Below are 21,990 nucleotides of genomic sequence, written 5' to 3' on the forward strand. Positions count from 1 at the left end.
GAGACGCAATTATGACGATGAAAGTCGGTTTCATTGGCCTCGGCATCATGGGTAAACCCATGAGTAAAAACCTCATCAAAGCCGGTTACTCACTGGTGGTCGTCGACCGCAACAGTGACGCGGTGGGCGAGCTGGTCGCCGCCGGAGCAGAAACCGCGAGCAATGCCAAAGCCATCGCCGAGCAGTGTGATGTCATCATCACCATGCTGCCGAACTCGCCGCATGTCAAAGAGGTGGCGCTGGGCGAAGGCGGCATTATTGAAGGGGCGAGAGCGGGCACGGTGCTGATCGACATGAGCTCCATTGCGCCGTTGGCAAGCCGTGAAATCAGCGAAGCACTGAAAGCGAAAGGCGTAGAGATGCTGGATGCGCCGGTCAGCGGCGGCGAACCGAAAGCGATCGACGGCACGCTCTCTGTGATGGTTGGTGGCGATAAAGCCGTGTTTGATAAGCACTACGACCTGATGAAAGCGATGGCGGGGTCGGTGGTACACACCGGTGATATCGGTGCGGGGAACGTCACCAAGCTGGCAAACCAGGTGATTGTGGCGCTTAACATTGCCGCGATGTCGGAAGCCTTAACCCTGGCGACGAAAGCGGGCGTTAACCCGGATCTGGTCTTCCAGGCGATCCGCGGTGGCCTTGCGGGTAGTACGGTGCTGGAGGCGAAAGCGCCGATGGTGATGGATCGCAACTTTAAACCGGGTTTCCGGATCGATCTGCATATCAAAGATCTGGCGAATGCGCTGGATACCTCGCACGGCGTGGGCGCGCAGCTGCCGCTGACCGCCGCCGTAATGGAGATGATGCAGGCGCTGCGTGCCGATGGCATGGGCACCTCCGATCACAGCGCGCTGGCGTGCTACTACGAGAAACTGGCGAAAGTCGAAGTCACTCGTTAATCAGAAAGGGCGCAGGCGCGCCCTTGCTTCTCTTGATATCCACTTCTGCAGGCTTTCTTTCGCGTGCAGGGTGACGTGCGCGGCTTGACCAGGCTCACCACTATGAAAATCGTAATCGCCCCAGACTCTTATAAAGAAAGCCTCTCTGCGACGCAGGTCGCGCAGGCAATAGAAAAAGGATTTCGGGAGATCTTTCCCGATGCGCACTATGTCTCTGTTCCTGTCGCGGATGGCGGTGAAGGTACCGTAGAGGCGATGATCGCCGCCACGCAGGGCACGATGCATACCGCCCGCGTGACTGGCCCGCTGGGCGAGCCGGTTGAAGCCTGCTGGGGAAGCTCGGGCGATGGCGCGACTGCTTTTATTGAGATGGCGGCGGCAAGCGGGCTGGCTCTGGTCGCGCCTCAATTACGTAATCCGTTAATTACCACGTCGCGCGGCACCGGGGAGCTTATTTTGCAGGCGCTGGATAAGGGGGCGAGCAACATTATCATCGGCATTGGCGGCAGCGCGACCAATGACGGCGGGGCCGGTATGGTGCAGGCACTGGGCGCGCGTCTTATGGATGCCAACGGCAAAGAGATTGGTCACGGCGGCGGAAGCCTGATCGGCCTTAATCAAATCGATCTCTCTGGCCTCGATCCGCGTTTGCAGAAGTGTACGATCCGCGTGGCCTGCGATGTGACCAACCCGCTCACCGGCGAGAGCGGCGCATCACGTATATTCGGCCCGCAAAAGGGCGCGACGGAAGCGATGATCATTGAGCTGGATCGCAGCCTCGATCACTTCGCCGAGGTGATCAAAAAAGATCTGCATATCGATGTGAAGTGCGTGCCGGGATCGGGCGCGGCGGGCGGTATGGGGGCAGCGCTGATGGCGTTTCTCGGTGCGGAGTTGCGCAGTGGCATTGAGATTGTTACCCAGGCGCTTAATCTGGAGGAGCATATCATCGACTGCACGCTGGTGGTGACGGGCGAAGGGCGCATCGATAGCCAGAGCATTCACGGCAAAGTGCCGGTGGGTGTGGCGCAGGTAGCGAAAAAATACCATAAGCCAGTGATTGGTATCGCCGGCAGTTTGACCAGCGATGTCGGCGTGGTGCATCAGTACGGTATCGACGCGGTGTTCAGTGTGTTGACCACGATTGGCACGCTGGAGGAGGCGTTTCGCGGCGCGTTTGACAACATTTACCGTGCCTCGCGAAATATCGCGGCGACGCTGGCGGTGGGAATGTCGACGGAAGGGTGACACGCGGGCGCAAACCCTCTATACTGCGCGCCGAAGCTGACCAGACAGTCGCCGCTTCGTCGTCGTCCTCTTCGGGGGAGACGGGCGGAGGGGAGGAAAGTCCGGGCTCCATAGGGCAGGGTGCCAGGTAACGCCTGGGAGGCGCAAGCCTACGACCAGTGCAACAGAGAGCAAACCGCCGATGGCCCGCGCAAGCGGGATCAGGTAAGGGTGAAAGGGTGCGGTAAGAGCGCACCGCGCGTCTGGCAACAGTTCGCGGCACGGTAAACTCCACCCGGAGCAAGGCCAAATAGGGGTTCACAAGGTACGGCCCGTACTGAACCCGGGTAGGCTGCTTGAGCCAGTGAGCGATTGCTGGCCTAGATGAATGACTGTCCACGACAGAACCCGGCTTATCGGTCAGTTTCACCTCTTAAAAAACCCCGCCTCGGCGGGGTTTTTGCTTTTCCGGGCCAACAACGACAGCTGACCCCGGTATTTACGTAGGCCGGATAAGGCGCGAGCCGCCATCCGACGATGGGTGCAAATGCCTGATGGCGCTGCGCTTATCAGGCCTACAAATTGCGCTTATCACGCCTACAAACGGCTTCGATGCTGGGCTATTTTCACGCTCTCTACGCTAATTCTGTCTAATTCATAAACAATTAATCGATCAACCTCGCGGCGAAACGCGCTAACCTGTCTGGCACATGTCTATTTTTTCGCCATGGGAGGCGTTGCTGTTATGGAACAAAAATCGATTTTGATTCTCCAGATGGGGAACGCCCCGCAGACCATGCGTGACGCGCACGGCGATGTGCCGCTCTGGTTTTGCCAACTGTTGGGATGTGAGCTTGATGATGTTGAGGTGATCCGCGTTTTCGAAGGCGAAGCGCTGCCGACCCCGGATCCGCGCCGGGCGGCGATCATCACCGGATCCTGGGCGATGGTCACGGACAGATTGCCCTGGAGCGAGCAGACCGCCGCGTGGATCCGTGAGGCGATGGCGATGGAAATGCCGCTATTTGGCGTCTGCTATGGTCATCAGCTGATGGCCTGGGCGCTGGGTGGCGATGTGCAGTACCACAAGGATGGCCGTGAAGCGGGAACCAAAACCGTTTATCTCAATGCTGCCGCTGCTCACGAACCGCTGCTTGCGCATCTTGAAGAGAGCTTTCCCGCCCACCTGACCCATCGACAGACGGTCACCCGTTTACCCATTGGCGCTACGGTGCTCGGTGCCTCGATTCACGATCCGCATCAGATCGTGCGTTACGGGCCGAATGCGTTTTCGGTGCAGTTTCACCCCGAAATGCGACCGGAGATCGCCACCGATCTGCTACGGCTTAACCGTCCCCATATCGAAAAAGAGGGTGGCGACACTGACAGCTTGATCGCAGGCGTCATACCCGCGCCGGGTGCGGCGGAGATTTTACGGCGGTTTATGCAGGAGGCGTTCAGGGAGGAGAGGGCGCTTTCACTGCGCGCGGCATCATAAAGGCAGGAACAGAACCCCGGCTTGCGCCGGGGCTGGCAATCAGGCGGCTTCTTCTTCCTCAGCAAGACGGACAACGGCTTCTTCGACGATCACTTCCAGTTCCGTCAGCATCTCTTCAAACCCGAACGCCTGGTTTGCGGCGGCGGAACTCTCCTGGCTCGTGGTGACACGATCGAACGAACTGTACATAGTGCGGATACTCATTTACTCACCTGATAAAAAATGTTCATTACACCGGTAAATCAACCAACAGCGCGCGAAGCGGCGTGTCGGCGACCAGCGTGATAGTGGCTTCATCACGAATAAAAGCGCCATCACCGCAGGTGAGGGCTTCTTGCTCTTTGTGATGGGTGACGGCATGCACCGTCCCGTGAATGGACTGCAGATAGGCTCGCGGTCCGTGTAATTCGATTTTCAGCTCTTCGCCTTTATTTAGCGAAATATGGTGCAGCCACACTTGTTGGCGCAGCTGCATGCTACCTTTATCGCCATCGGGCGAGGCCAGCAACTGGCAGGCATCATCAGCAAGGTTCAGCTTCTGCACCGGCGCGTTTTCCCGCTCCGGGCAGGCATCCAGCCATAGCTGCATGCGCGTAAGCGACTTGTCTTTACTCAGATTGTGCTCACTGTAACTGATACCTGGCTGGGTTGCGATAAGCAGCGCTTCACCCGCTTTTGCCTGCACATGGTGGCCTTCGCTGTCGCGGTACTCCGCTTCGCCTTCCAGAATCAGATTCAAAATATCCACTTTCGGGTAGGCGCGCGGCTGCAAAGAAGCCCCTGGTGCGAGCACTTCCTGGTTCAACACGCGCAGTGATGCATAACCCAGCAGTTTGGGATCAAAGTAGTGTCCAAAGGAGAAGGTGTAGCGAGCTTTAAGCCAGCCGAAATCAGCTTGTCCGCACTGTTTTGCCGTTCGGGTAGTAATCATTATTCTTGACCTCTCTTTACTTAAAACAATGTTAAAGGGATGGACGCTGCATTGTTAGCCAGATATTCTGCCCGGTATGTTCAAATTTCCTGAATGAGAACGCCTATGGCCAAAGAAAGGGCACTGACGCTGGAAGCACTGCGCGTGATGGATGCAATTGACCGCCGCGGTAGCTTTGCCGCCGCTGCGGATGAACTGGGGCGTGTCCCCTCCGCGCTCAGCTACACCATGCAAAAACTTGAAGAAGAGCTGGATGTGGTGCTGTTTGACCGCTCCGGCCACCGCACCAAATTCACCAATGTCGGGCGTATGTTGCTGGAGCGCGGGCGCGTTCTGCTGGAAGCGGCTGATAAGTTGACGACCGACGCCGAAGCGCTGGCGCGCGGTTGGGAAACCCATTTAACGCTGGTGACGGAAGCGCTGGTGCCAACGGTGGAACTGTTTCCGCTGGTGGAGAGACTGGCGGCGAAAGCCACAACTCAGCTATCGATTATCACCGAAGTGCTGGCGGGAGCCTGGGAGCGGCTGGAGCAGGGGCGGGCGGATATTGTTATCGCGCCGGATATGCACTTTCGCTCCTCATCGGAGATCAACTCCCGCAAGCTCTATACCGTGATGAACGTCTATGTCGCCGCGCCGCAGCACCCGATTCATCAGGAGCCGGAGCCACTCTCTGAAGTGACGCGAGTGAAGTACCGCGGCGTGGCGGTGGCAGATACCGCCCGCGAACGCCCGGTGCTTACGGTTCAGCTACTGGATAAACAGCCGAGGCTGACGGTCAGTACAATTGAAGATAAACGCCAGGCGCTACTCGCCGGGCTGGGCGTCGCCACCATGCCCTATCCGCTGGTTGAGCGTGATATTGCGGAGGGCCGCCTGCGCGTGGTCAGCCCGGAATACACCAGCGAGGTGGATATTATTATGGCCTGGCGCCGCGACAGCATGGGCGAGGGGAAATCGTGGTGTCTGCGCGAGATCCCCAAGCTTTTTGCCGGTAAATAACGCTACGCGCCGCGCTCGGTCGCCTGGACCGTTTGCGGGAAGGGCTGCGGTTCCGGGCCGAACTCGTTCTCCTGCGGCGTGCCGCGCTGGCTATAGAACGCGAGCAGCACCAGCGAGCCAAACAGCGGAATAATCATCAGCAGCAGCCAGCGCCAGCTGCGGTTGGTGTCATGCAGGCGGCGCACCTGTACCGCCAGCGTCGGCACCAGCATCAGCAGGGCGTAAACAAGGCTTAAGATGTGGTGCCAGCCCACGATACGATCAATCACATTCAGCACGCCGAACAGGATGATGTTAACGAGTGTGAACATCCAGAATTCGCGGCGATGGGCGCGTCCGTGGAAAGTGGCGTAATTACGAAGTACCCAGAAATACCAGTCCATTTTTACCTCGGTCAACGGTCAATCCGTTGTTTTAACAACGATAACAGTAAGAATAGACGGCAAATTTACAAAGGGATAAGTCGGGCGGGGAATTATTTGGGCGCGATGTGACGCGCCCGAAAGTTCAGGAAAAACGGCTGTCACGACCGTGCGGTTCATCAAGATCCTGCCACGGGCCGATGGAGATAATCCCCGTCGGGTTCAGCGTTTTATGGCTGCGATAGTAGTGATTGCGGATATGCGCGAAATCAACCGTCTCGGCGATGCCCGGCATCTGGTAGAGGTCGCGCAGGAAGCCATGCAGGTTGAGGTAATCACTGATGCGGCGCTTATCGCATTTAAAGTGCGTCACATAGACCGGGTCGAAGCGCACCAGCGTTGTCCATAAACGGATATCCGCTTCGGTCAGACGGTCCCCCGTCAAATAGCGGTGCCGCCCAAGGATCTGCTCCAGGCGCTCCAGCGCACTAAACACCCCGGTTACCGCTTCATCATAGGCCTGCTGGCTGGTGGCGAAACCGGCTTTATAGACGCCGTTATTCACATTGTCGTAGATCCAGCCATTCAGCTCGTCAATCTTCTCGCGCAGTTCAGGCGGGTAGTAATCCCCGGCTTTAGCACCCAGCCCGTCAAATGCGGTATTGAACATGCGAATAATATCCGCCGATTCATTGCTGACGATGGTGTGATTCTTCTTATCCCACACCACAGGCACCGTTACGCGCCCGGTATAGTGCGGATCGGCATGCAGATAGAGTTGGTAGAGAAACTCATGCTGATAAAGGGTATCACCCGTCGCGGCGGGAAAATCCTCGCCAAAGGTCCAGCCATTTTCCAGCATCAGCGGATGCACGACCGAAACCGGTAAAAAAGGCTCGAGGCCTTTCAGCTTACGCAAAATCAGCGTGCGGTGTGCCCAGGGGCAGGCAAGCGAAACATAGAGATGGTAGCGATCTTTTTCAGCGGCAAACCCGCCTTCGCCAGAGGGGCCGGCAGCGCCATCGGCGGTCAGCCAGTTGCGAAACGCCGATTCTGAACGTTTAAAGCGCCCGCCGGTGGATTTGGTGTCATACCAGGTGTCGTGCCAGACGCCGTCAATCAGTTGTCCCATTGCTGCTTCTCCTTCTGATAGCAAAAAGCGAGGAGTGAACTCCTCGCTTTGGTGTATTCAGTCAGTATAGAGCGCTTACCACTTTTTATTCAGTACGCGGTCGATGCTGAACGCGCCCGGACCGGTGATGCCCAGCAGCAGGTAGCCGCCAGCGATGGTCAGGTTTTTCATGAACATAATGGAGTTCGCGCCTTCCGCAAAGTTGTTGTGGAAGATAAACGCCGTCAGCAGCGTAAAGCCGGCGGTGAACAGCGCGGTGGTGCGGGTCAGGAAGCCGAACAGAATGGCCAGACCGCCGCCAAACTCAAGCAGGATGGTCAGCGGCAGAAAGAAGCCCGGTACGCCCATCGATTCCATATATTGCTGAGTACCTGCATAACCGGTGATTTTGCCCCAGCCTGCAACGATAAACAGGATCGGCATCAGGATACGAGCAACCAGGAAACCAACATCGTCTAATTTTTTCATCTTTCTCTCCAGGAACCGCATAGGCGTTATGCAGTAAAAATTGTGTAAGAAACGGCGTATGCCGCGGGCTTGCAGTTGATGGAGAGGATATTAATCGCGGAGGGAAAATATTGTTAGCTAGGAAAACTGTCGAAATCTTTCAAAAAAATTGCCTAAGCACAAAAGCAAACGGGCGATCCCAGGATCGCCCGTGTTAGCAAGCAAGTGACGCTTTAGCGCTGCGCATTAACGGTGGATTTCACCAGCCGCCACATGCTCCAGGCACCGAAACCGCGTCTGGCCCAGCGCACCAGCATATTAGGATGGCGAACGCTCCAGATAGCCATTGCGCTACTGCCTACCAGCGCCCATGAGCGCAGGCTTAACAGCGTGTTCCAGCCGCGATCGTAAGCGCCGGTGGCTTCAAGCCAGTCCCGGCGCCCGGCGGTGAGATCCAGGCGTTGCTGCTGGATCATGCTGAGCAATTGCGCTTTACGCTTCAGACGTTCGGCTTTGCTGCTCACGATTTATCGTCCTCCAGCAAGGCGCGATCGTTCGACAACTCCTGGCGTGTGTGACGCAGCAGTGTCGAGGCCCGCGCTTTACGCAGTGTCGAAATGCCGCCTATCAGCGCCAGCACCAGTAACACTACGGTGGTTGCAATCATCACATTCAAGCGATATTGCGGATCGACGGCCCAAATAATTAGCACCATCAGACTCATCAGGCCAAATGCGGCGAAAAGCATGGTCAGCCCCACCATCAGGAGCAGCTGGAATAAGTTGGCTTTCTCTTCTTCAAGCTCAACGACCGCCAGCCGCAGGCGGGTCTCAACCATTTCAACCAGAATGGTCAGCATACGCTGACCAATCCCGAGCGCGCTTTTGCCAGGCCCTTGCGCGTATCGTGAATCCGCCATATCAGCGACGCGACATCAGAACGCCTAACACCACGCCGATTGCGGCGCCGATGCCAACGCTGGCCCACGGATTGTCACGCACGTACTCATCGGTACGGGCAGCGGCTTCGCGGGTCTGACGAGCAATAACATCGCCGGTATCGCCCAGGCGGTCGCGGCTGTTACGCAGCGCTTTTTCCGCTTTGGTACGCAGCTTGCTCAGCTCTTCTTTCGATTTTTCACCAGAATTACCCAGCACTTCTTCCAGGGTGTCCGCCAGCGATTTCAACTCAGCGCGCAGATGGTCAGCATTATCTTTCGACATAATTCTCTCCAGGTGAGTGTGTGGTCATTTCCATTTAATCAGTAGTCACGCGCTTCAAGAGATTTCAGCTCCTGCTGAGCCTCTTTCAGCTTGTGCTCTCGCTTGTGAATCTTGTCCGCATCGCCTTTCTCTTTCGCTTCGCTCAGGTCACGACGGCGCTCGGCAATCTCTTCTTTCTGTTCAGCGATTTTCTTTTGATGCGCAGCGCGCAGTTTCTCATCAGAACAGCTGGCGCGAACTTCGCGCAGGGCTTTATTCAACCCGTCAATACGGCTCTGATTGTTATGCTTTTCGGCATAGCTGATTTCGCGTTGGATCTCATGCTCTTTTTCCTGACACGGTGAAGCAGCATGGGAAAGAGCGCTAACGGAAAAAAGAGCCAGCGCCATAGCGATGCGGTTTTTCATAATCGATAACCTTCCGTTGTTAGCTGGCGAAACAGGGTACGCCAGCATCCAGTTACGTAATGTGAACCCTGGTCCCGTTACTCAAGCATAGTTAAGTAACGGCTAAACACCAAAGTTAGTGAAAAGATTCAGAATCCTGGAGAGGTTAGCCGAATCTGTGTGTGCTGTTGCGCAGGCGGTTAAGCCACGCAGAAGTTTGGGTGTCGGCATCATCCTGAGCGGCAATGACATACCCCTGGGGGAGAGTGCGATCCAGTACGGCCTTGGCGGCGGCGCTCTGCTCGCTGGAGTCGAATTTAATCAGCAGGGTGTCATCCTGCGGGGTGATGCTTTTAAAGTGAATGCCGTTGGCGTCGAGATGATGCCAGATGGAGAAACCATCCGGCACGGTAATGTTTTGCGTCAGCGGGCGGATCGCAAGCGTCGACTCGCGATTTTGCACCGCCGTCCAGGCGAGAAACAGCACGCAAAAGAGCGCCGCAGCAGTGAGGCTTGTAAATACCCAGCGCAGAAAAGGCGCACGCAGTTCCATTGTCTTTTAGCTCCGATTGCTATGTTTTTTCTTCCACAACACCACCAGTGAGCCAACCAGGCCAATCACCAGCAGCACCACCGGAAGCAGCATCAAACAGGACATCAACGCATCTTCATACTTTTTAAACACCGGCGTGATGCCCAACAGGTAACCCAGCGTTGTCAGGATCAGCACCCACAGCAGGCCGCTCATCCAGTTGAAAAATTGAAAACGCGTATTGCTCAGACCAGAGAGTCCGGCAATAGTTGGCAGCAACGTGCGAACAAATGCGATAAAGCGCCCAACTAACAGCGCCGACAGCCCATGTTTATGGAACAGATGGTGCGCGCGCTGGTGGTAGTGAGCCGGAAGATGAGAGAGCCATTTCTGCACCAGCCGCGTGTTGCCAAGCCAGCGCCCCTGAATGTAGCTCAGCCAGCAACCGGTACTTGCAGCGACGGTAAGCAGTAACAGAGTTTGCGGAAAGCCCAGCGCACCTTTGGCAATCAATACGCCAACCAGCACCAGCAGGCTATCACCGGGCAGAAACGCCGCCGGCAGCAAACCGTTTTCCAGAAATAAAATGACAAATAAAACGAAATAGAGCATGCCGATCATGCCAGGCTGCGACAGCGTCTCAAAATCCTGGCTCCAAAGGGCGTGAAGTAACTGGCTTAAAAGTTCCATTCGGTGTTCCTGGTACATCGGTTTACGTCACGTCTGCTACGTACGAAACAGCACGGCGATACGTTCTCATACATTATGGTCGCTCGTGGCACATCCGGTGCAGGGGTCATCCTGGTGAGGCGCTGTGAGCAAGCGCTGACTCACACAGAAGCGAAATGCATCCAATTGTAACAAAGGCTGAGGTAATGCGTCAGTCAGAAAAGCGCTCAGAAGTGATTTTGCCGGGGGAAGGCGGAAAGAGGCGAGGGTATTTACACACGCTGACACTCTATACTTTTCACTTACCCAAAATTCTTACAGGCGCGGTGTAAGTGCGCGCCTGCAGAGGATTTTTTATTTCGTGCCGTTAGCCGCCGTATCGAGATGAACTACCGGGTTGTCGGCGAAGAGGTAGCGGTCAGCGTTGAACTCAAAGTCGTCGCTGGTTTCGTTAAACAGCATCTGTTTGGTGTTCTCCAGGTGCTGCCACATCGCCAGCTTCGCTCCGTGGGGATCTTTACGGATCAGCGCTTTCAGAATCTGGTCATGATCGTCGCACCAGTTATCAACGGTGCGCAGGTCGATATGGTCGTGCAGTTTCTTCCAGTAGGGGTTGTGCACGCGCTGCGTCCACATCTTTTCAACGATAGCGGCCAGGGCCGTATTCTGCGTTGCCAGCGCCACCTGTACGTGGAACTGCAAATCCCATTCAGAGTCGCGAAAGCACTTCTCTTTGCGCGCTTTGTCCTGGATCTCCATCAGCTTCATGATGTCCTGCTTCGTTACCTGCGTAGCAGCGAACTCTGCGATATTGCTCTCAATCAGCTGGCGCGCCTGCAGCAGCTCAAAAGGACCGTAGCTGGCGAACTCAAGATTCTCATCCGGCGCTTGTGTATGGCGCGCCTGGTTGGAGATGACGTGAATGCCGGAGCCTTTACGCACTTCGACATAACCCTCCACTTCGAGCATGATGATCGCTTCACGCACCACGGCCCGGCTGACGCTTTTCTCATCGGCGATAAAGCGTTCGGCGGGCAGCTTCTCTCCCACAAGATAAACGCCTTGCTCAATCCGGCTTTTAAGCTCGGCGGCAAGTTGCTGGTAGAGACGTCGTGGTTCGGAGATTTCCATACAGGCTCCAGAGGAGAGGGCAATAATGGGATTTGTTATACCACTTTTAGCGCCTTCTCACCATTGTCAATAACGAAAAAGCCGCCCTCAGGCGGCTTTAAATAGTTTTAAAAAAAGCGGGCTAACTTTGTGCGGCGGGCGAGCCGACAGCCTGCTCTTTTGCTACCTCTTCGGCAGATTTGTTTTTCAGCACCGTCCAGATGAGCACCGCGCCCATCAGGTCAAATAGCGCCAGTACCGCGAACAGTGGGCTAAAGCCGATGGTATCTGCCAGCGCACCCACTACCAGGGCGAACATGGTGCTTGCCATCCATGCTGCCATCCCGGTCAGGCCGTTGGCAGTTGCCACTTCGTTACGACCAAATACGTCAGAAGAGAGCGTAATCAGCGCGCCGGAGAGAGACTGGTGCGCAAAGCCGCCGATACAGAGCAGGCCAATCGCCACATACGGGCTGGTAAAGAGACCAATCATGCCTGGGCCAATCATCAGCAGCGCGCCCATGGTGACCACCATTTTACGCGAGACAATCAGGTTCACGCCGAAGATGCGCTGGAACAGCGGCGGCAGATAACCGCCCACGATACAACCGAGATCCGCGAACAGCATCGGCATCCAGGCGAACATCGCAATCTCTTTCAGGTTAAAGCCATACACTTTGAACATGAACAGCGGGATCCAGGCGTTAAAAGTACCCCAGGCTGGTTCAGCCAGAAAACGCGGCAGCGCGATACCCCAGAACTGGCGGGTGCCAAGGATCTGGCGAACGGACATTTTCTTGCCGTTGTTGGTCTGGTGCTGTGCTTCCTGACCGCCAATGATGTATTCACGCTCCTCTTCGCTCAATTTTTTCTGATCGCGCGGGTGCTTATAGAAGATGAGCCAGGCCATCGCCCAGATAAAGCTCAGTACGCCAGAGATAACGAACGCCATCTCCCAGCTGTGCATAACGATTGCCCATACCACCAGCGGCGGCGCGATCATCGCGCCAATCGATGAACCGACGTTGAAGTAGCCGACGGCGATGGAGCGCTCTTTTGCCGGGAACCATTCGGAAGCCGCTTTCAGGCCTGCCGGGATCATCGCCGCTTCAGCTGCGCCCACGGCGCCGCGTGCCAGTGCCAGACCTCCCCAGCTGCCTGCCAGTGCGGTCGCGCCGCAGAAGATAGCCCAGGTAATTGCGAAGAAGGCGTAACCAATTTTGGTGCCCAGAATGTCGAGGACGTAGCCCGCAACCGGCTGCATGATGGTGTAGGCCGCGGAATAGGCCGCGATGATATACGAATATTGCTGAGTCGAGATGTGCAACTCTTCCATCAACGTCGGAGCGGCTGCCGCTATGGTGTTACGTGTCAGGTAGCCAAGCACGGTGCCGACCGTCACCAGCGCTATCATGTACCAACGTAATCCTTTGATTTTACGCATGTAAACCTCATCGTTATGTTATTACCGCTTGCGCGGACACCCTTCGCTCGCATCGGAGGGTGGAAACGGGAGGGCGTAACCGGAAAGAGGTTCCGCTACGGCCCAAGCCTGCCATCAGTAAACGTTCTGTTTGTAAGTCGGCGTCCGTACCGTTAATTCCGATTAACGTCTTATCGGGAATGCATTCCGTCGGGTTATCAATTCGACGGCAGCAAGATAACTTGTCATACAACTTGAAAAGGTGAGTGACATCACAAAAGTGTTTTTCTTTGTGTGGTCTTTAACTTAGGCGCGGAGAGCCAGATTTGGCGCGGCCTGGCGGGTGGTTTAACCAATTAGCGTGTCAGTTTTTGTCTGCTTTTATTGATCCAACTCACGAAAATACCTTCGGTCTATAGAAATTGGTGTGATAACTTTGACAGCATTAAGGTAGACATCAGACGCACTCGTTGAGAGGAAGACGATAATGACCCCGTTTATGACCGAAGATTTCCTGCTAGATACCGAATTTGCCCGCCGTCTGTACCACGACTACGCCAAAGACCAGCCGATTTTCGACTACCACTGCCACCTGCCGCCGCAGCAGATCGCGGAAGATTACCGTTTCAAAAACCTGTATGACATCTGGTTGAAAGGTGACCACTACAAGTGGCGTGCGATGCGCACTAACGGCGTGCCGGAGCGTCTCTGTACCGGCGATGCGTCGGATCGTGAGAAGTTTGACGCCTGGGCGGCGACCGTACCGCACACTATCGGCAACCCGTTATACCACTGGACACATCTTGAGCTGCGCCGCCCGTTTGGTATTACAGGTAAGCTACTGTCGCCTGCAACGGCTGATGAGATCTGGGAGCGTGGTAACGCACTGCTGGCGCAGGATAGCTTCTCCGCGCGCGGCATCATGCAGCAGATGAACGTCAAAATGGTCGGTACCACCGATGATCCGATTGACTCCCTGGAGCACCATGCGGCGATCGCCAAAGAGACGACTTTCAGCACCAAAGTGCTGCCGAGCTGGCGTCCGGATAAAGCCTTCAATATTGAACAGGCGACCTTTAACGACTACATGGCGAAATTGGGTGAAGTCTCTGATACCGAGATCCGCCGCTTTACCGATCTGCAAACCGCGCTGACCAAACGCCTCGATCACTTTGCCGCGCACGGCTGTAAAGTCTCTGACCACGCGCTGGACGTGGTGCTGTTTGCCGAAGCCTCTGAATCAGAGCTCGACGCCATTCTGGCGCGTCGCCTGGCGGGTGAAACCCTGAGCGAGAAAGAGGTGGCGCAGTTTAAAACTGCGGTGCTGGTATGGCTCGGCGCGGAGTATGCCCGTCGCGAATGGGTGCAGCAGTATCATATTGGCGCGCTGCGTAATAACAACCAGCGTCAGTTCAAACTGCTCGGCCCGGATGTCGGCTTCGACTCCATCAATGACCGTCCGCTGGCGGAAGAGCTATCCAAACTGCTGAGCAAGCAGAATGAAGATAACCTGCTGCCGAAAACCATCCTTTACTGCCTGAACCCGCGCGATAACGAAGTGCTGGGTACGATGATCGGTAACTTCCAGGGTGAAGGCATGCCGGGCAAAATGCAGTTCGGCTCCGGCTGGTGGTTTAACGATCAGAAAGATGGCATGGAGCGTCAGATGACTCAGCTTGCGCAGCTTGGCCTGCTGAGCCGCTTTGTCGGCATGCTGACCGACAGCCGCAGCTTCCTCTCCTATACCCGTCATGAATATTTCCGTCGCATCCTCTGCCAGATGATTGGCCGCTGGGTGGAAGCGGGCGAAGCCCCGGCTGACATTCAACTGCTGGGTGAGATGGTGAAAAACATCTGCTTTAACAATGCGCGTGATTACTTCGCGATTGAACTGAACTAGGGCCGTTTGAGGTTGATATGCAATACATCAAGATCCATTCGCTGGATAACGTCGCAGTAGCGCTGGCCGATCTTGCTGAAGGCGCGGAAGTCATTATCGACAACCAGACCGTACAGCTGCGCCAGGCCGTATCGCGCGGGCACAAGTTTGCGCTGCACACCATTAAGCAGGGCGAAAACATTGTTAAATATGGTCTGCCGATTGGTCATGCGACGTCAGATATCGCGTCGGGCGAGTATATCCATTCCCACAATGCGCGAACGAACCTCAGCGATCTGGACGAGTATAGCTATCAACCTGATTTTCAGGATGAGGGCAGCCAGGCGGGCGATCGTGACGTGCAGATCTACCGCCGGGCGAATGGGGAAGTGGGGATCCGTAATGAGTTGTGGATCCTGCCGACGGTCGGCTGCGTGAATGGCATCGCTCGTCAGATCCAGAACCGCTTCCTGAAAGAGACCCATGACGCCGAAGATATCGACGGCGTTTACCTCTTCAGCCATACCTACGGCTGCTCACAGCTGGGTGACGACCACATCAATACGCGCACCATGCTGCAAAACATGGTGCGTCATCCGAATGCGGGCGCGGTGCTGGTGATTGGCCTTGGATGTGAAAACAACCAGGTTGACGCTTTCCGCCAGACGCTGGGTGAATTTGATGCTGACCGCGTCCACTTTATGGTCTGCCAGCACCAGGACGACGAAGTGGAAGCGGGGCTTGAGCATCTGCATGCGCTCTATGAGGCGATGCGTCACGATAAGCGCGAGCCGGGTAAACTGAGCGAGCTGAAATTTGGGCTGGAGTGTGGCGGCTCTGACGGGCTTTCCGGAATTACCGCCAACCCGATGCTCGGCCGCTTCTCTGATTATGTGATTGGCAACGGCGGCACCACGGTGCTAACCGAAGTGCCGGAGATGTTCGGCGCTGAGCGCATTCTGATGAGCCACTGCCGTGACGAAAGTACCTTTGAGAAGACCGTGACCATGGTTAACGACTTCAAACAGTACTTTATTGCCCACAATCAGCCGATCTATGAGAACCCGTCGCCGGGCAACAAAGCGGGCGGCATCACCACGCTGGAAGAGAAGTCACTGGGCTGTACGCAGAAAGCGGGTGCCAGCCAGGTGGTTGATGTGCTGCGCTACGGCGAGCGTCTGCAAAACCACGGCCTCAATCTGCTGAGCGCACCGGGCAACGATGCGGTGGCGACCAGCGCGTTAGCCGGTGCCGGCTGCCATATGGTGCTGTTCAGCACCGGTCGCGGGACGCCCTACGGCGGTTTTGTGCCGACGGTGAAAATCGCCACCAATAGTGAGCTGGCGGCGAAAAAGAAACACTGGATCGATTTTGATGCAGGTCAGTTGATCCACGGCAAAGCAATGCCGCAGCTTCTGGAGGAGTTTGTCGATGTGATTGTTGATATTGCTAACGGCAAGCAAACCTGCAATGAGAAAAATGATTTCCGTGAGTTAGCCATCTTCAAAAGTGGCGTAACTTTATAAATCGCACTGAGGTGCACTAAGCAAAGCGGCGCTACCCTGACAGCGCCGCTTTTTTTTGCCTCTCCGCCGGTTAGCTACGCAGCGCGTTCTTTACCAGCCGCTCATCTTCCGCCTGACACACCGCAGCGGTAAACAGCACATCGGTTGAGGAGTTGAGCGCGGTTTCGCAGGAGTCCTGCAACACGCCGATGATAAAGCCGACAGCCACCACCTGCATGGCGACATCGTTGGAGATACCGAACATGTTGCAGGCCAGCGGGATGAGCAGCAGCGAGCCGCCCGCCACACCCGATGCACCGCAAGCACAGAGCGACGCCACCACGCTCAGCAGCAGCGCCGTCGGCAGATCGACCGTAATGCCCAGCGTATGTACCGCCGCCAGCGCCAGCACGGTAATGGTGATCGCCGCGCCCGCCATATTAATGGTTGCTCCCAGCGGGATGGAGACGGAGTAGGTGTCGCGATCGAGATTGAGCTTTTCACACAGCGTCATATTGACCGGGATATTCGCCGCCGAGCTGCGGGTGAAAAAGGCCGTTACGCCGCTTTCGCGCAGGCAAGTCAAGACCAGCGGGTAGGGGTTACGGCGGATCTTCCAGTAGACCAGCAGCGGGTTAATGACCAGTGCGACAAATGCCATGCAGCCCACCAGCACCAGCAGCAGTTGCGCATAGCCTAACAGCGCGCCGAAACCCGACGTGGCAAGGGTCGAGGAGACGAGACCGAAAATGCCAATCGGCGCAAAACGAATCACGATCCGCACCATAAAGGTGACGGCGCCCGACATATCCTGCACCATCTTTTTCGTCGTCTCACTGCTGTGACGCAGGGCAAAACCCAGCCCGACGGCCCACACCAGGATACCGATATAGTTTGCTTCCATCATTGCCGTCACCGGGTTGGCAATCATGCTGGTCAGCAAGCCGCGCAGAACCTCAATAATGCCGGAGGGCGGCGTAATATCGCTGGCACCGGGCGCGAGCTGAAGCGTGGAAGGGAAGAGAAAACTGACCACCACCGCGGTAAGCGCGGCAGAGAAGGTGCCGAGAAGATAAAGAAACAGTACCGGACGAAGGTGTGTGCGCTGGCCCTGCTGGTGCCCGGCAATGGACGCCATCACCAGCATCAATACCAGCACCGGCGCAACGGCTTTTAAGGCGCTGACAAACAGCGTACCGAGTATACCGGTGGCGATAGCGGCGGGCGTTGAGATCCACGCCAGTAAAATCCCCAGAACGAGGCCAATAAGAATCTGTTTCACCAGGCTGCCATCAACGAAACGTTGCAGCAACCCTGACGAGCGGTGTGTTGTCATGCCATTTTCCTTTCGTGTTGTGGAATCACACCCCGCTGCTCTTTTAAACAGAGCTTTGTCAGGATGTAACAATTGTTTGCTGAAAGGAGTATATGAACTCTGTGAGAACAGGGAAGAGAGAGATTTCTACTTTTACGCTCTGGCGCGTCTTTTTCATTTTTGCCGTCGGCATTTTGTGACCAGCACGACAGGGAGTGGTAAATCGCCGCTCGCCGGGGTGGCAGAGCGGCGATTTACGGCTTACGCGCGGTTTTTCTTGTCGTTCTGGTAGTTAACCCAGCTATTAATCAGCAGCGTCAGCACCAGAATACCGCCCACCACGCCAAGGGAGATGGCAATCGGGATATGGAAGAAATCGACGATCAGCATCTTGATACCGATAAACACCAGAATCACTGACAGACCATATTTGAGCATTGAGAAGCGCTCCGCCACGCCTGCCAGCAGGAAGTACATCGCGCGTAGCCCCAAAATAGCAAACAGGTTAGAGGTGAGGACGATAAAGGGATCGGTGGTGACGGCGAAGATCGCCGGGATGCTGTCGACGGCAAAGATCACATCGCTCAGCTCCACCAGAATCAGCACCAGCAGCAGCGGTGTGGCATACAGCAGTCCGTTTTTGCGCACAAAGAAGTGCTCACTTTCGATGCTGTCGGTCATGCGCAGATGGCTACGCAGCCAGCGCACCACCGGTTTATCGCCAATGCCCTTCTCATCCTCTTTCGCCAGCGCCATCTTCACGCCGGTAAAGAGCAGGAAAGCACCGAAAACGTAGAGCAGCCATGAGAACTGGGTAATCAGCCAGCTACCGGCGAAGATCATGATAGTACGCAGCACGATCGCTCCGAGTACGCCATAGATCAGTACCCGGCGCTGCAACGCCGCAGGGACGGCAAAGTAGCTAAACAGCATCAGCCAGACGAAGACGTTATCCACCGCCAGGGCTTTTTCAATCAGATAACCGGTTAAGAACGCCAGCGCCTGGGTATCTGCGACCGCGCGCCCTTCGGTTTGCGTCAGATACCACCAGAAGGCGGCATTAAACAGCAGCGACAGGCTAACCCACACCACTGACCACACGGCCGCCTGCTTCATGGTCATCGTATGTGCGCCGCGACGCCCCTGAAGCAGAAGGTCGATCGCCAGCATCATCACCACGGCAACGGCGAAAACGCCCCATAACATCGGTGTGCCAACACTATTCATTACCAGATCCTCACGCAAACAAAAACGGCCAACGTCAGAAGACGTTAGCCGCTTGCCTGGTGCAGGGGGATCTCGCCTTCCGGCAAGGTCTCACTTACGTCGATAACGACGCCCGGCGACCGGGTGCTTAACGCACCGTAATGACGACCCACCGGCGAAGAAGTTACTCCCCTTTGCTGGTAACAAATTATGTCAACACATTGAGCTGGTCAATGTGTCGCCAGCGCTTCTTACGAAGCTTTACGCAGGGAGCTGGGCGCTGACATCATCGGCCGGGAAGACGACACCGGTCTGGCGGCGGATCTCCGTTTGCAGTTTCGCCGTAATGCGGCTGACGGCGAGTCCCGGGTGATTCACCTCACTCTCCTCCACCAGCCGCGCGAAGGTTTCGGCTTCATACAGCATGGTGTTGATATGCTGCGGCTGGGTCAGCTCCTGCGCTTTGCCGCCGCGCGGGATAAAGGCGAGCTTCTGGCATTCGGAAATCTTTTCAATCACCAGTGAGCCCGCTTCACCCTGAATCTCACTCGCCAGCACCGAATCGCTCACTTTCGAGTGTTGCAGCGTGACGCTGAAATCGCCGTAATTCATCACCACCACGCCGTGCGCGTCGACGCCGCTTGAGAGCAGGCTCGCCGAGGCCTGCACGCTGTGCGGTTCGCCCCACAGCGCCACCGCCGAGGCGAGGCAGTAAAACCCGATATCCATAATCGACCCGTTTGAGAACGCCGGGTTGAAGGTGTTGGGGTTTTCGCCGTCGAGAAAACGCTGATAGCGTGACGAGTACTGGCAGTAGTTAATAAAGGCTTTACGCAGCTTGCCCGCTTTCGCCAGCGACTGTTTCAGCACCAGGAAGTTTGGCAGGCTGGCGGTTTTGAAGGCTTCAAACAGCACCACCTGGTTTTCACGGGCACAGGCGATGGCGGCCTCCACTTCGCGCAGGTTTGAGGCCAGCGGCTTTTCGCAGATCACATGCTTTTTATGGCTGAGAAACAGCTGCGTCTGGGAAAAGTGGAGGGAGTTGGGGCTGGCAATATAGACCGCGTCAATCGCATCGCTCTGTGCCATCTCTTCAAGTGAGGTAAAGAGATGCTCGACAGGGTAGTCGGTGGCGAAGGTTTGCGCCTGTTCAAGGCTGCGGGAATAGACGGCGGTAAGTCTGTATTTGCCCGTTTCATGGGCGGCATCGACAAACTGGCGCGAGATCCAGTTCGTCCCTATGACAGCGAAACGTATCATAAAGGCGCTACTTCTCCGTTAAAGGGTTCCGCTGTCACTCTAGCACGTCAACATGACAAAACCAGTGCGCTGGCGCGCATGCTTAGCGCAAGGCGAGATGGGTCAACCACAGCCTGGTATCGAACTCAAGCTGGTGGTACTGCGGCTCCATATGACAGCAGAGCTGGTAAAAGGCTTTGTTATGCTCTTTCTCGCGCAGGTGCGCCAGTTCGTGTACCACAATCATGCGCAGAAACGCTTCCGGCGCATCGCGGAAAACGGTGGCGACGCGAATCTCCGCTTTCGCTTTCAGCTTGCCGCCCTGCACGCGGGAAATGGCGGTGTGCAGGCCAAGGGCATTATTGAGCACATGAATTTTGCTGTCATACATCACTTTATTTACCGGCGCGGCGTTACGCAGAAACTGATTTTTCATCTCTTGCGTATAGTGATAGAGCGCTTTATCGGTGGTGACGCCGTGGCTGTCGGGGTAGCGTTTTGCCAGCACCTCGCCCAGACGGTTCTGCTCAATCAGCGTATGTACCTGCGCCAGCAGGGATTCAGGATAGCCCTGAAGATAGGTGAGGGTCTTCATGGTGAAATGTGTTTACATCCTTACGTAATTGAGCGATAAAACGCGCGAATTTTAGCATTGCGGAGGGTCGATGAGCCAGGTTGAGTTAAACGGACAGTCATTCACTTTAGACAGATTCCCTGTCGGCGTGGAAGAGGCGTCGCTACAGGCGTGGGATGCAGCGGATGAGTATCTTCTGCAACAGGTGGATGCGGTCGATGGCCCGGTTCTGATCTTCAACGACAGCTTCGGCGCGCTGGCCTGCGCGCTGGCGGCCCATCATCCGGTATCGATTAACGACTCCTTTATTGCCGAGCTGGCAACGCAGCATAACCTGCGTATTAACGATCTGGATGAAGAGGCGGTCACTTTTCAGGATTGCCTCAGCCCGCTGCCGGCCAATCCGGCTTTAGTGCTGATTAAAATACCGAAACAGCTGGCGCTGCTTGAACAGCAGCTACGCGCCCTGCGCGAGGTGGTTACGCCGCAGACGCGGATTATCGCCGGTGCGAAAACCCGTGATATTCACAATTCGACGATGGCGCTGTTTGAAAAGATCCTCGGCCCGACCACCACGACGCTGGCATGGCGCAAAGCGCGCCTGATCAACTGCACCTTTAACGCTCCCGCGCCTGTTGAAACCTCGCTGCTGGCAAGCTGGAAGCTGGACGGTACACCATGGACCATTCACAACCACGCGAATGTTTTTTCCCGCAGCGGGCTGGATATTGGCGCACGCTTTTTCCTGCAACATCTGCCGGAAAATGTTGAGGGCGAGATGGTCGATCTCGGCTGCGGCAATGGCGTGATTGGCCTGCAATTGCTGGCCAGCAACCCGCAGGCGCAGGTGCTGTTTGTTGATGAGTCAGCCATGGCGGTCGCCTCTTCGCGTCTGAACGTGGAGAGCAACCTGCCGGAGGATATGGAGCGCTGTGAGTTTATGATTAACAACGCGCTCTCCGGCATTGAGCCGGATCGCTTTGCGGCGGTGCTCTGTAATCCGCCATTTCATCAGCAGAGTGCCATCACCGATCACATTGCCTGGCAGATGTTTAACGATGCGCGCCGCTGCCTGAAGTATGGCGGTGAATTACGTATTGTCGGCAATCGCCATCTCGACTATTTCCGCAAGCTCAAACGCGTGTTTGGCAACTGCGAAACCGTGGCGACCAACAATAAATTCGTGATCCTCAAATCGGTTAAAGTGCGCAAAAAGCGCTAACCGCAGCGCCATCAGGCGCCTTGCCGGATGGCGGCTTACGCCTTATCCGGCCTACAACATCTCAAACCCCACAGGCCTGATAAGCGCAGCGCCATCAGGCGCTCTGCCGGATGGCGGCTCACGCCTTATCCGGCCTACAACATCTCAAACCCCACAGGCCTGATAAGCGCAGCGCCATCAGGCGCTCTGCCGGATGGCGGCTTACG

Annotated in this window: 24 protein-coding genes and 1 other RNA gene; 8 read left to right on the forward strand and 17 right to left on the reverse strand. The window is 56.1% G+C overall.

Annotated elements, in window-relative coordinates; genetic code table 11:
* Positions 1–11: 11 nt before the first annotated feature.
* The 4 genes from garR to IAE48_RS15000 all read left to right on the forward strand — a co-directional run bounded on the left by garR (position 12) and on the right by IAE48_RS15000 (position 3,627).
* The gene (gene garR, locus IAE48_RS14985) at positions 12–902 is read left to right on the forward strand and encodes a 2-hydroxy-3-oxopropionate reductase (protein ID WP_023480910.1); all 891 of its coding nucleotides are present in this window, start codon (positions 12–14) and stop codon (positions 900–902) included.
* Between the two features lie 102 nt (positions 903–1,004).
* Positions 1,005–2,150, forward strand: coding sequence for a glycerate 2-kinase (gene garK, locus IAE48_RS14990; protein ID WP_200134845.1), 1,146 nt, complete (start codon positions 1,005–1,007; stop codon positions 2,148–2,150).
* A 32-nt stretch (positions 2,151–2,182) separates the two neighbouring features.
* An RNA gene (rnpB, locus tag IAE48_RS14995) (RNase P RNA component class A) lies at positions 2,183–2,561 on the forward strand.
* A gap of 313 nt (positions 2,562–2,874) precedes the next feature.
* A complete protein-coding gene (locus IAE48_RS15000) occupies positions 2,875–3,627 on the forward strand; it encodes a glutamine amidotransferase (protein ID WP_200134846.1) in 753 nt (250 codons plus the stop codon).
* Between the two features lie 39 nt (positions 3,628–3,666).
* Here the strand turns inward: IAE48_RS15000 and IAE48_RS15005 are convergent, their stop codons facing one another.
* Together IAE48_RS15005 and IAE48_RS15010 are read right to left on the reverse strand one after the other, a co-directional pair.
* On the reverse strand, positions 3,667–3,831 hold the full coding sequence (locus IAE48_RS15005; RefSeq protein ID WP_023480931.1) for a hypothetical protein: 165 nt from the start codon (positions 3,829–3,831) through the stop codon (positions 3,667–3,669).
* Between the two features lie 25 nt (positions 3,832–3,856).
* Positions 3,857–4,558, reverse strand: coding sequence for a pirin family protein (locus IAE48_RS15010; protein WP_042715456.1), 702 nt, complete (start codon positions 4,556–4,558; stop codon positions 3,857–3,859).
* Between the two features lie 105 nt (positions 4,559–4,663).
* On the opposite strand from IAE48_RS15010, the gene IAE48_RS15015 reads away from it, so the two are divergent.
* Positions 4,664–5,560: a LysR family transcriptional regulator gene (locus tag IAE48_RS15015; protein ID WP_042715458.1), complete on the forward strand. Its 897-nt coding sequence runs from the start codon at positions 4,664–4,666 to the stop codon at positions 5,558–5,560.
* Positions 5,561–5,562: 2 nt separating this feature from the next.
* Here IAE48_RS15015 and IAE48_RS15020 read toward each other — a convergent pair whose 3' ends face one another.
* From IAE48_RS15020 to IAE48_RS15070, 11 genes are all read right to left on the reverse strand, one after another.
* Positions 5,563–5,943: a DUF805 domain-containing protein gene (locus IAE48_RS15020; protein ID WP_042715499.1), complete on the reverse strand. Its 381-nt coding sequence runs from the start codon at positions 5,941–5,943 to the stop codon at positions 5,563–5,565.
* Between the two features lie 124 nt (positions 5,944–6,067).
* The gene (locus tag IAE48_RS15025) at positions 6,068–7,054 is read right to left on the reverse strand and encodes a glutathione S-transferase family protein (protein WP_200134847.1); all 987 of its coding nucleotides are present in this window, start codon (positions 7,052–7,054) and stop codon (positions 6,068–6,070) included.
* Positions 7,055–7,129: 75 nt separating this feature from the next.
* Positions 7,130–7,522, reverse strand: coding sequence for a DoxX family protein (locus tag IAE48_RS15030; RefSeq protein WP_042715462.1), 393 nt, complete (start codon positions 7,520–7,522; stop codon positions 7,130–7,132).
* A gap of 212 nt (positions 7,523–7,734) precedes the next feature.
* Positions 7,735–8,025, reverse strand: a complete 291-nt coding sequence (locus tag IAE48_RS15035; protein ID WP_042715463.1) for a YqjK-like family protein — start codon at positions 8,023–8,025, stop codon at positions 7,735–7,737.
* The gene (locus IAE48_RS15040) at positions 8,022–8,420 is read right to left on the reverse strand and encodes a phage holin family protein (RefSeq protein ID WP_034813644.1); all 399 of its coding nucleotides are present in this window, start codon (positions 8,418–8,420) and stop codon (positions 8,022–8,024) included. The genes IAE48_RS15035 and IAE48_RS15040 overlap by 4 nt, the downstream gene beginning before the upstream one ends.
* 1 nt (position 8,421) lies before the next feature.
* Positions 8,422–8,724, reverse strand: coding sequence for a YqjD family protein (locus IAE48_RS15045; protein WP_023480772.1), 303 nt, complete (start codon positions 8,722–8,724; stop codon positions 8,422–8,424).
* 38 nt (positions 8,725–8,762) lie between these two features.
* A complete protein-coding gene (locus IAE48_RS15050; RefSeq protein WP_042715465.1) occupies positions 8,763–9,131 on the reverse strand; it encodes a DUF1090 domain-containing protein in 369 nt (122 codons plus the stop codon).
* Positions 9,132–9,276: 145 nt separating this feature from the next.
* Entirely contained in the window at positions 9,277–9,663 is a 387-nt protein-coding gene (gene mzrA / locus IAE48_RS15055; RefSeq protein ID WP_023480845.1) for an EnvZ/OmpR regulon moderator MzrA, read from the reverse strand.
* 6 nt (positions 9,664–9,669) lie between these two features.
* The gene (gene yqjA / locus IAE48_RS15060) at positions 9,670–10,332 is read right to left on the reverse strand and encodes a DedA family general envelope maintenance protein YqjA (RefSeq protein ID WP_042715467.1); all 663 of its coding nucleotides are present in this window, start codon (positions 10,330–10,332) and stop codon (positions 9,670–9,672) included.
* Positions 10,333–10,665: 333 nt separating this feature from the next.
* Complete coding sequence (gene exuR, locus IAE48_RS15065; protein WP_200134848.1) at positions 10,666–11,442, reverse strand: transcriptional regulator ExuR; 777 nt, start codon at positions 11,440–11,442, stop codon at positions 10,666–10,668.
* A gap of 121 nt (positions 11,443–11,563) precedes the next feature.
* Positions 11,564–12,865 (reverse strand): MFS transporter, encoded by a 1,302-nt coding sequence (locus IAE48_RS15070; RefSeq protein ID WP_042715470.1) that lies wholly within the window; start codon positions 12,863–12,865, stop codon positions 11,564–11,566.
* Positions 12,866–13,331: 466 nt separating this feature from the next.
* Here IAE48_RS15070 and uxaC point away from each other — a divergent pair, with 466 nt between their 5' ends.
* Together uxaC and IAE48_RS15080 are read left to right on the forward strand one after the other, a co-directional pair.
* Positions 13,332–14,744 (forward strand): glucuronate isomerase, encoded by a 1,413-nt coding sequence (gene uxaC / locus IAE48_RS15075; protein ID WP_042715472.1) that lies wholly within the window; start codon positions 13,332–13,334, stop codon positions 14,742–14,744.
* A gap of 17 nt (positions 14,745–14,761) precedes the next feature.
* On the forward strand, positions 14,762–16,249 hold the full coding sequence (locus IAE48_RS15080; protein ID WP_200134849.1) for a UxaA family hydrolase: 1,488 nt from the start codon (positions 14,762–14,764) through the stop codon (positions 16,247–16,249).
* Positions 16,250–16,319: 70 nt separating this feature from the next.
* Here the strand turns inward: IAE48_RS15080 and sstT are convergent, their stop codons facing one another.
* The 4 genes from sstT to IAE48_RS15100 form a co-directional block, all read right to left on the reverse strand.
* Complete coding sequence (sstT, locus tag IAE48_RS15085; protein ID WP_200134850.1) at positions 16,320–17,564, reverse strand: serine/threonine transporter SstT; 1,245 nt, start codon at positions 17,562–17,564, stop codon at positions 16,320–16,322.
* A 240-nt stretch (positions 17,565–17,804) separates the two neighbouring features.
* Complete coding sequence (locus tag IAE48_RS15090; RefSeq protein ID WP_094422183.1) at positions 17,805–18,770, reverse strand: TerC family protein; 966 nt, start codon at positions 18,768–18,770, stop codon at positions 17,805–17,807.
* Between the two features lie 240 nt (positions 18,771–19,010).
* Positions 19,011–20,009: a Gfo/Idh/MocA family protein gene (locus IAE48_RS15095; RefSeq protein ID WP_094422181.1), complete on the reverse strand. Its 999-nt coding sequence runs from the start codon at positions 20,007–20,009 to the stop codon at positions 19,011–19,013.
* A gap of 82 nt (positions 20,010–20,091) precedes the next feature.
* Positions 20,092–20,583, reverse strand: coding sequence for a M48 family metallopeptidase (locus IAE48_RS15100; RefSeq protein WP_023480715.1), 492 nt, complete (start codon positions 20,581–20,583; stop codon positions 20,092–20,094).
* A 70-nt stretch (positions 20,584–20,653) separates the two neighbouring features.
* On the opposite strand from IAE48_RS15100, the gene rlmG reads away from it, so the two are divergent.
* Entirely contained in the window at positions 20,654–21,784 is a 1,131-nt protein-coding gene (gene rlmG, locus IAE48_RS15105; protein ID WP_042715479.1) for a 23S rRNA (guanine(1835)-N(2))-methyltransferase RlmG, read from the forward strand.
* Positions 21,785–21,990: the final 206 nt, after the last annotated feature.

Origin of the sequence: Kosakonia sp. S57, from assembly GCF_016516575.1 — a bacterium.
GTDB lineage: Bacteria > Pseudomonadota > Gammaproteobacteria > Enterobacterales > Enterobacteriaceae > Kosakonia > Kosakonia cowanii.

Excerpts from the sequence above, each read along its gene's own strand:
- yqjA (WP_042715467.1), bottom strand. The coding sequence starts at position 10,332 with ATGGAACTTTTAAGCCAGTTACTTCACGCCCTTTGGAGCCAGGATTTT.
- exuR (WP_200134848.1), bottom strand. The coding sequence starts at position 11,442 with ATGGAAATCTCCGAACCACGACGTCTCTACCAGCAACTTGCCGCCGAG.
- mzrA (WP_023480845.1), bottom strand. The coding sequence starts at position 9,663 with ATGGAACTGCGTGCGCCTTTTCTGCGCTGGGTATTTACAAGCCTCACT.
- IAE48_RS15100 (WP_023480715.1), bottom strand. The coding sequence starts at position 20,583 with ATGAAGACCCTCACCTATCTTCAGGGCTATCCTGAATCCCTGCTGGCG.
- uxaC (WP_042715472.1), top strand. The coding sequence starts at position 13,332 with ATGACCCCGTTTATGACCGAAGATTTCCTGCTAGATACCGAATTTGCC.
- IAE48_RS15050 (WP_042715465.1), bottom strand. The coding sequence starts at position 9,131 with ATGAAAAACCGCATCGCTATGGCGCTGGCTCTTTTTTCCGTTAGCGCT.
- IAE48_RS15000 (WP_200134846.1), top strand. The coding sequence starts at position 2,875 with ATGGAACAAAAATCGATTTTGATTCTCCAGATGGGGAACGCCCCGCAG.
- IAE48_RS15015 (WP_042715458.1), top strand. The coding sequence starts at position 4,664 with ATGGCCAAAGAAAGGGCACTGACGCTGGAAGCACTGCGCGTGATGGAT.
- garK (WP_200134845.1), top strand. The coding sequence starts at position 1,005 with ATGAAAATCGTAATCGCCCCAGACTCTTATAAAGAAAGCCTCTCTGCG.
- IAE48_RS15005 (WP_023480931.1), bottom strand. The coding sequence starts at position 3,831 with ATGAGTATCCGCACTATGTACAGTTCGTTCGATCGTGTCACCACGAGC.
- IAE48_RS15090 (WP_094422183.1), bottom strand. The coding sequence starts at position 18,770 with ATGAATAGTGTTGGCACACCGATGTTATGGGGCGTTTTCGCCGTTGCC.
- IAE48_RS15010 (WP_042715456.1), bottom strand. The coding sequence starts at position 4,558 with ATGATTACTACCCGAACGGCAAAACAGTGCGGACAAGCTGATTTCGGC.
- IAE48_RS15080 (WP_200134849.1), top strand. The coding sequence starts at position 14,762 with ATGCAATACATCAAGATCCATTCGCTGGATAACGTCGCAGTAGCGCTG.
- IAE48_RS15040 (WP_034813644.1), bottom strand. The coding sequence starts at position 8,420 with ATGGCGGATTCACGATACGCGCAAGGGCCTGGCAAAAGCGCGCTCGGG.
- sstT (WP_200134850.1), bottom strand. The coding sequence starts at position 17,564 with ATGACAACACACCGCTCGTCAGGGTTGCTGCAACGTTTCGTTGATGGC.
- IAE48_RS15030 (WP_042715462.1), bottom strand. The coding sequence starts at position 7,522 with ATGAAAAAATTAGACGATGTTGGTTTCCTGGTTGCTCGTATCCTGATG.
- garR (WP_023480910.1), top strand. The coding sequence starts at position 12 with ATGACGATGAAAGTCGGTTTCATTGGCCTCGGCATCATGGGTAAACCC.
- rlmG (WP_042715479.1), top strand. The coding sequence starts at position 20,654 with ATGAGCCAGGTTGAGTTAAACGGACAGTCATTCACTTTAGACAGATTC.
- IAE48_RS15095 (WP_094422181.1), bottom strand. The coding sequence starts at position 20,009 with ATGATACGTTTCGCTGTCATAGGGACGAACTGGATCTCGCGCCAGTTT.
- IAE48_RS15025 (WP_200134847.1), bottom strand. The coding sequence starts at position 7,054 with ATGGGACAACTGATTGACGGCGTCTGGCACGACACCTGGTATGACACC.
- IAE48_RS15045 (WP_023480772.1), bottom strand. The coding sequence starts at position 8,724 with ATGTCGAAAGATAATGCTGACCATCTGCGCGCTGAGTTGAAATCGCTG.
- IAE48_RS15020 (WP_042715499.1), bottom strand. The coding sequence starts at position 5,943 with ATGGACTGGTATTTCTGGGTACTTCGTAATTACGCCACTTTCCACGGA.
- IAE48_RS15070 (WP_042715470.1), bottom strand. The coding sequence starts at position 12,865 with ATGCGTAAAATCAAAGGATTACGTTGGTACATGATAGCGCTGGTGACG.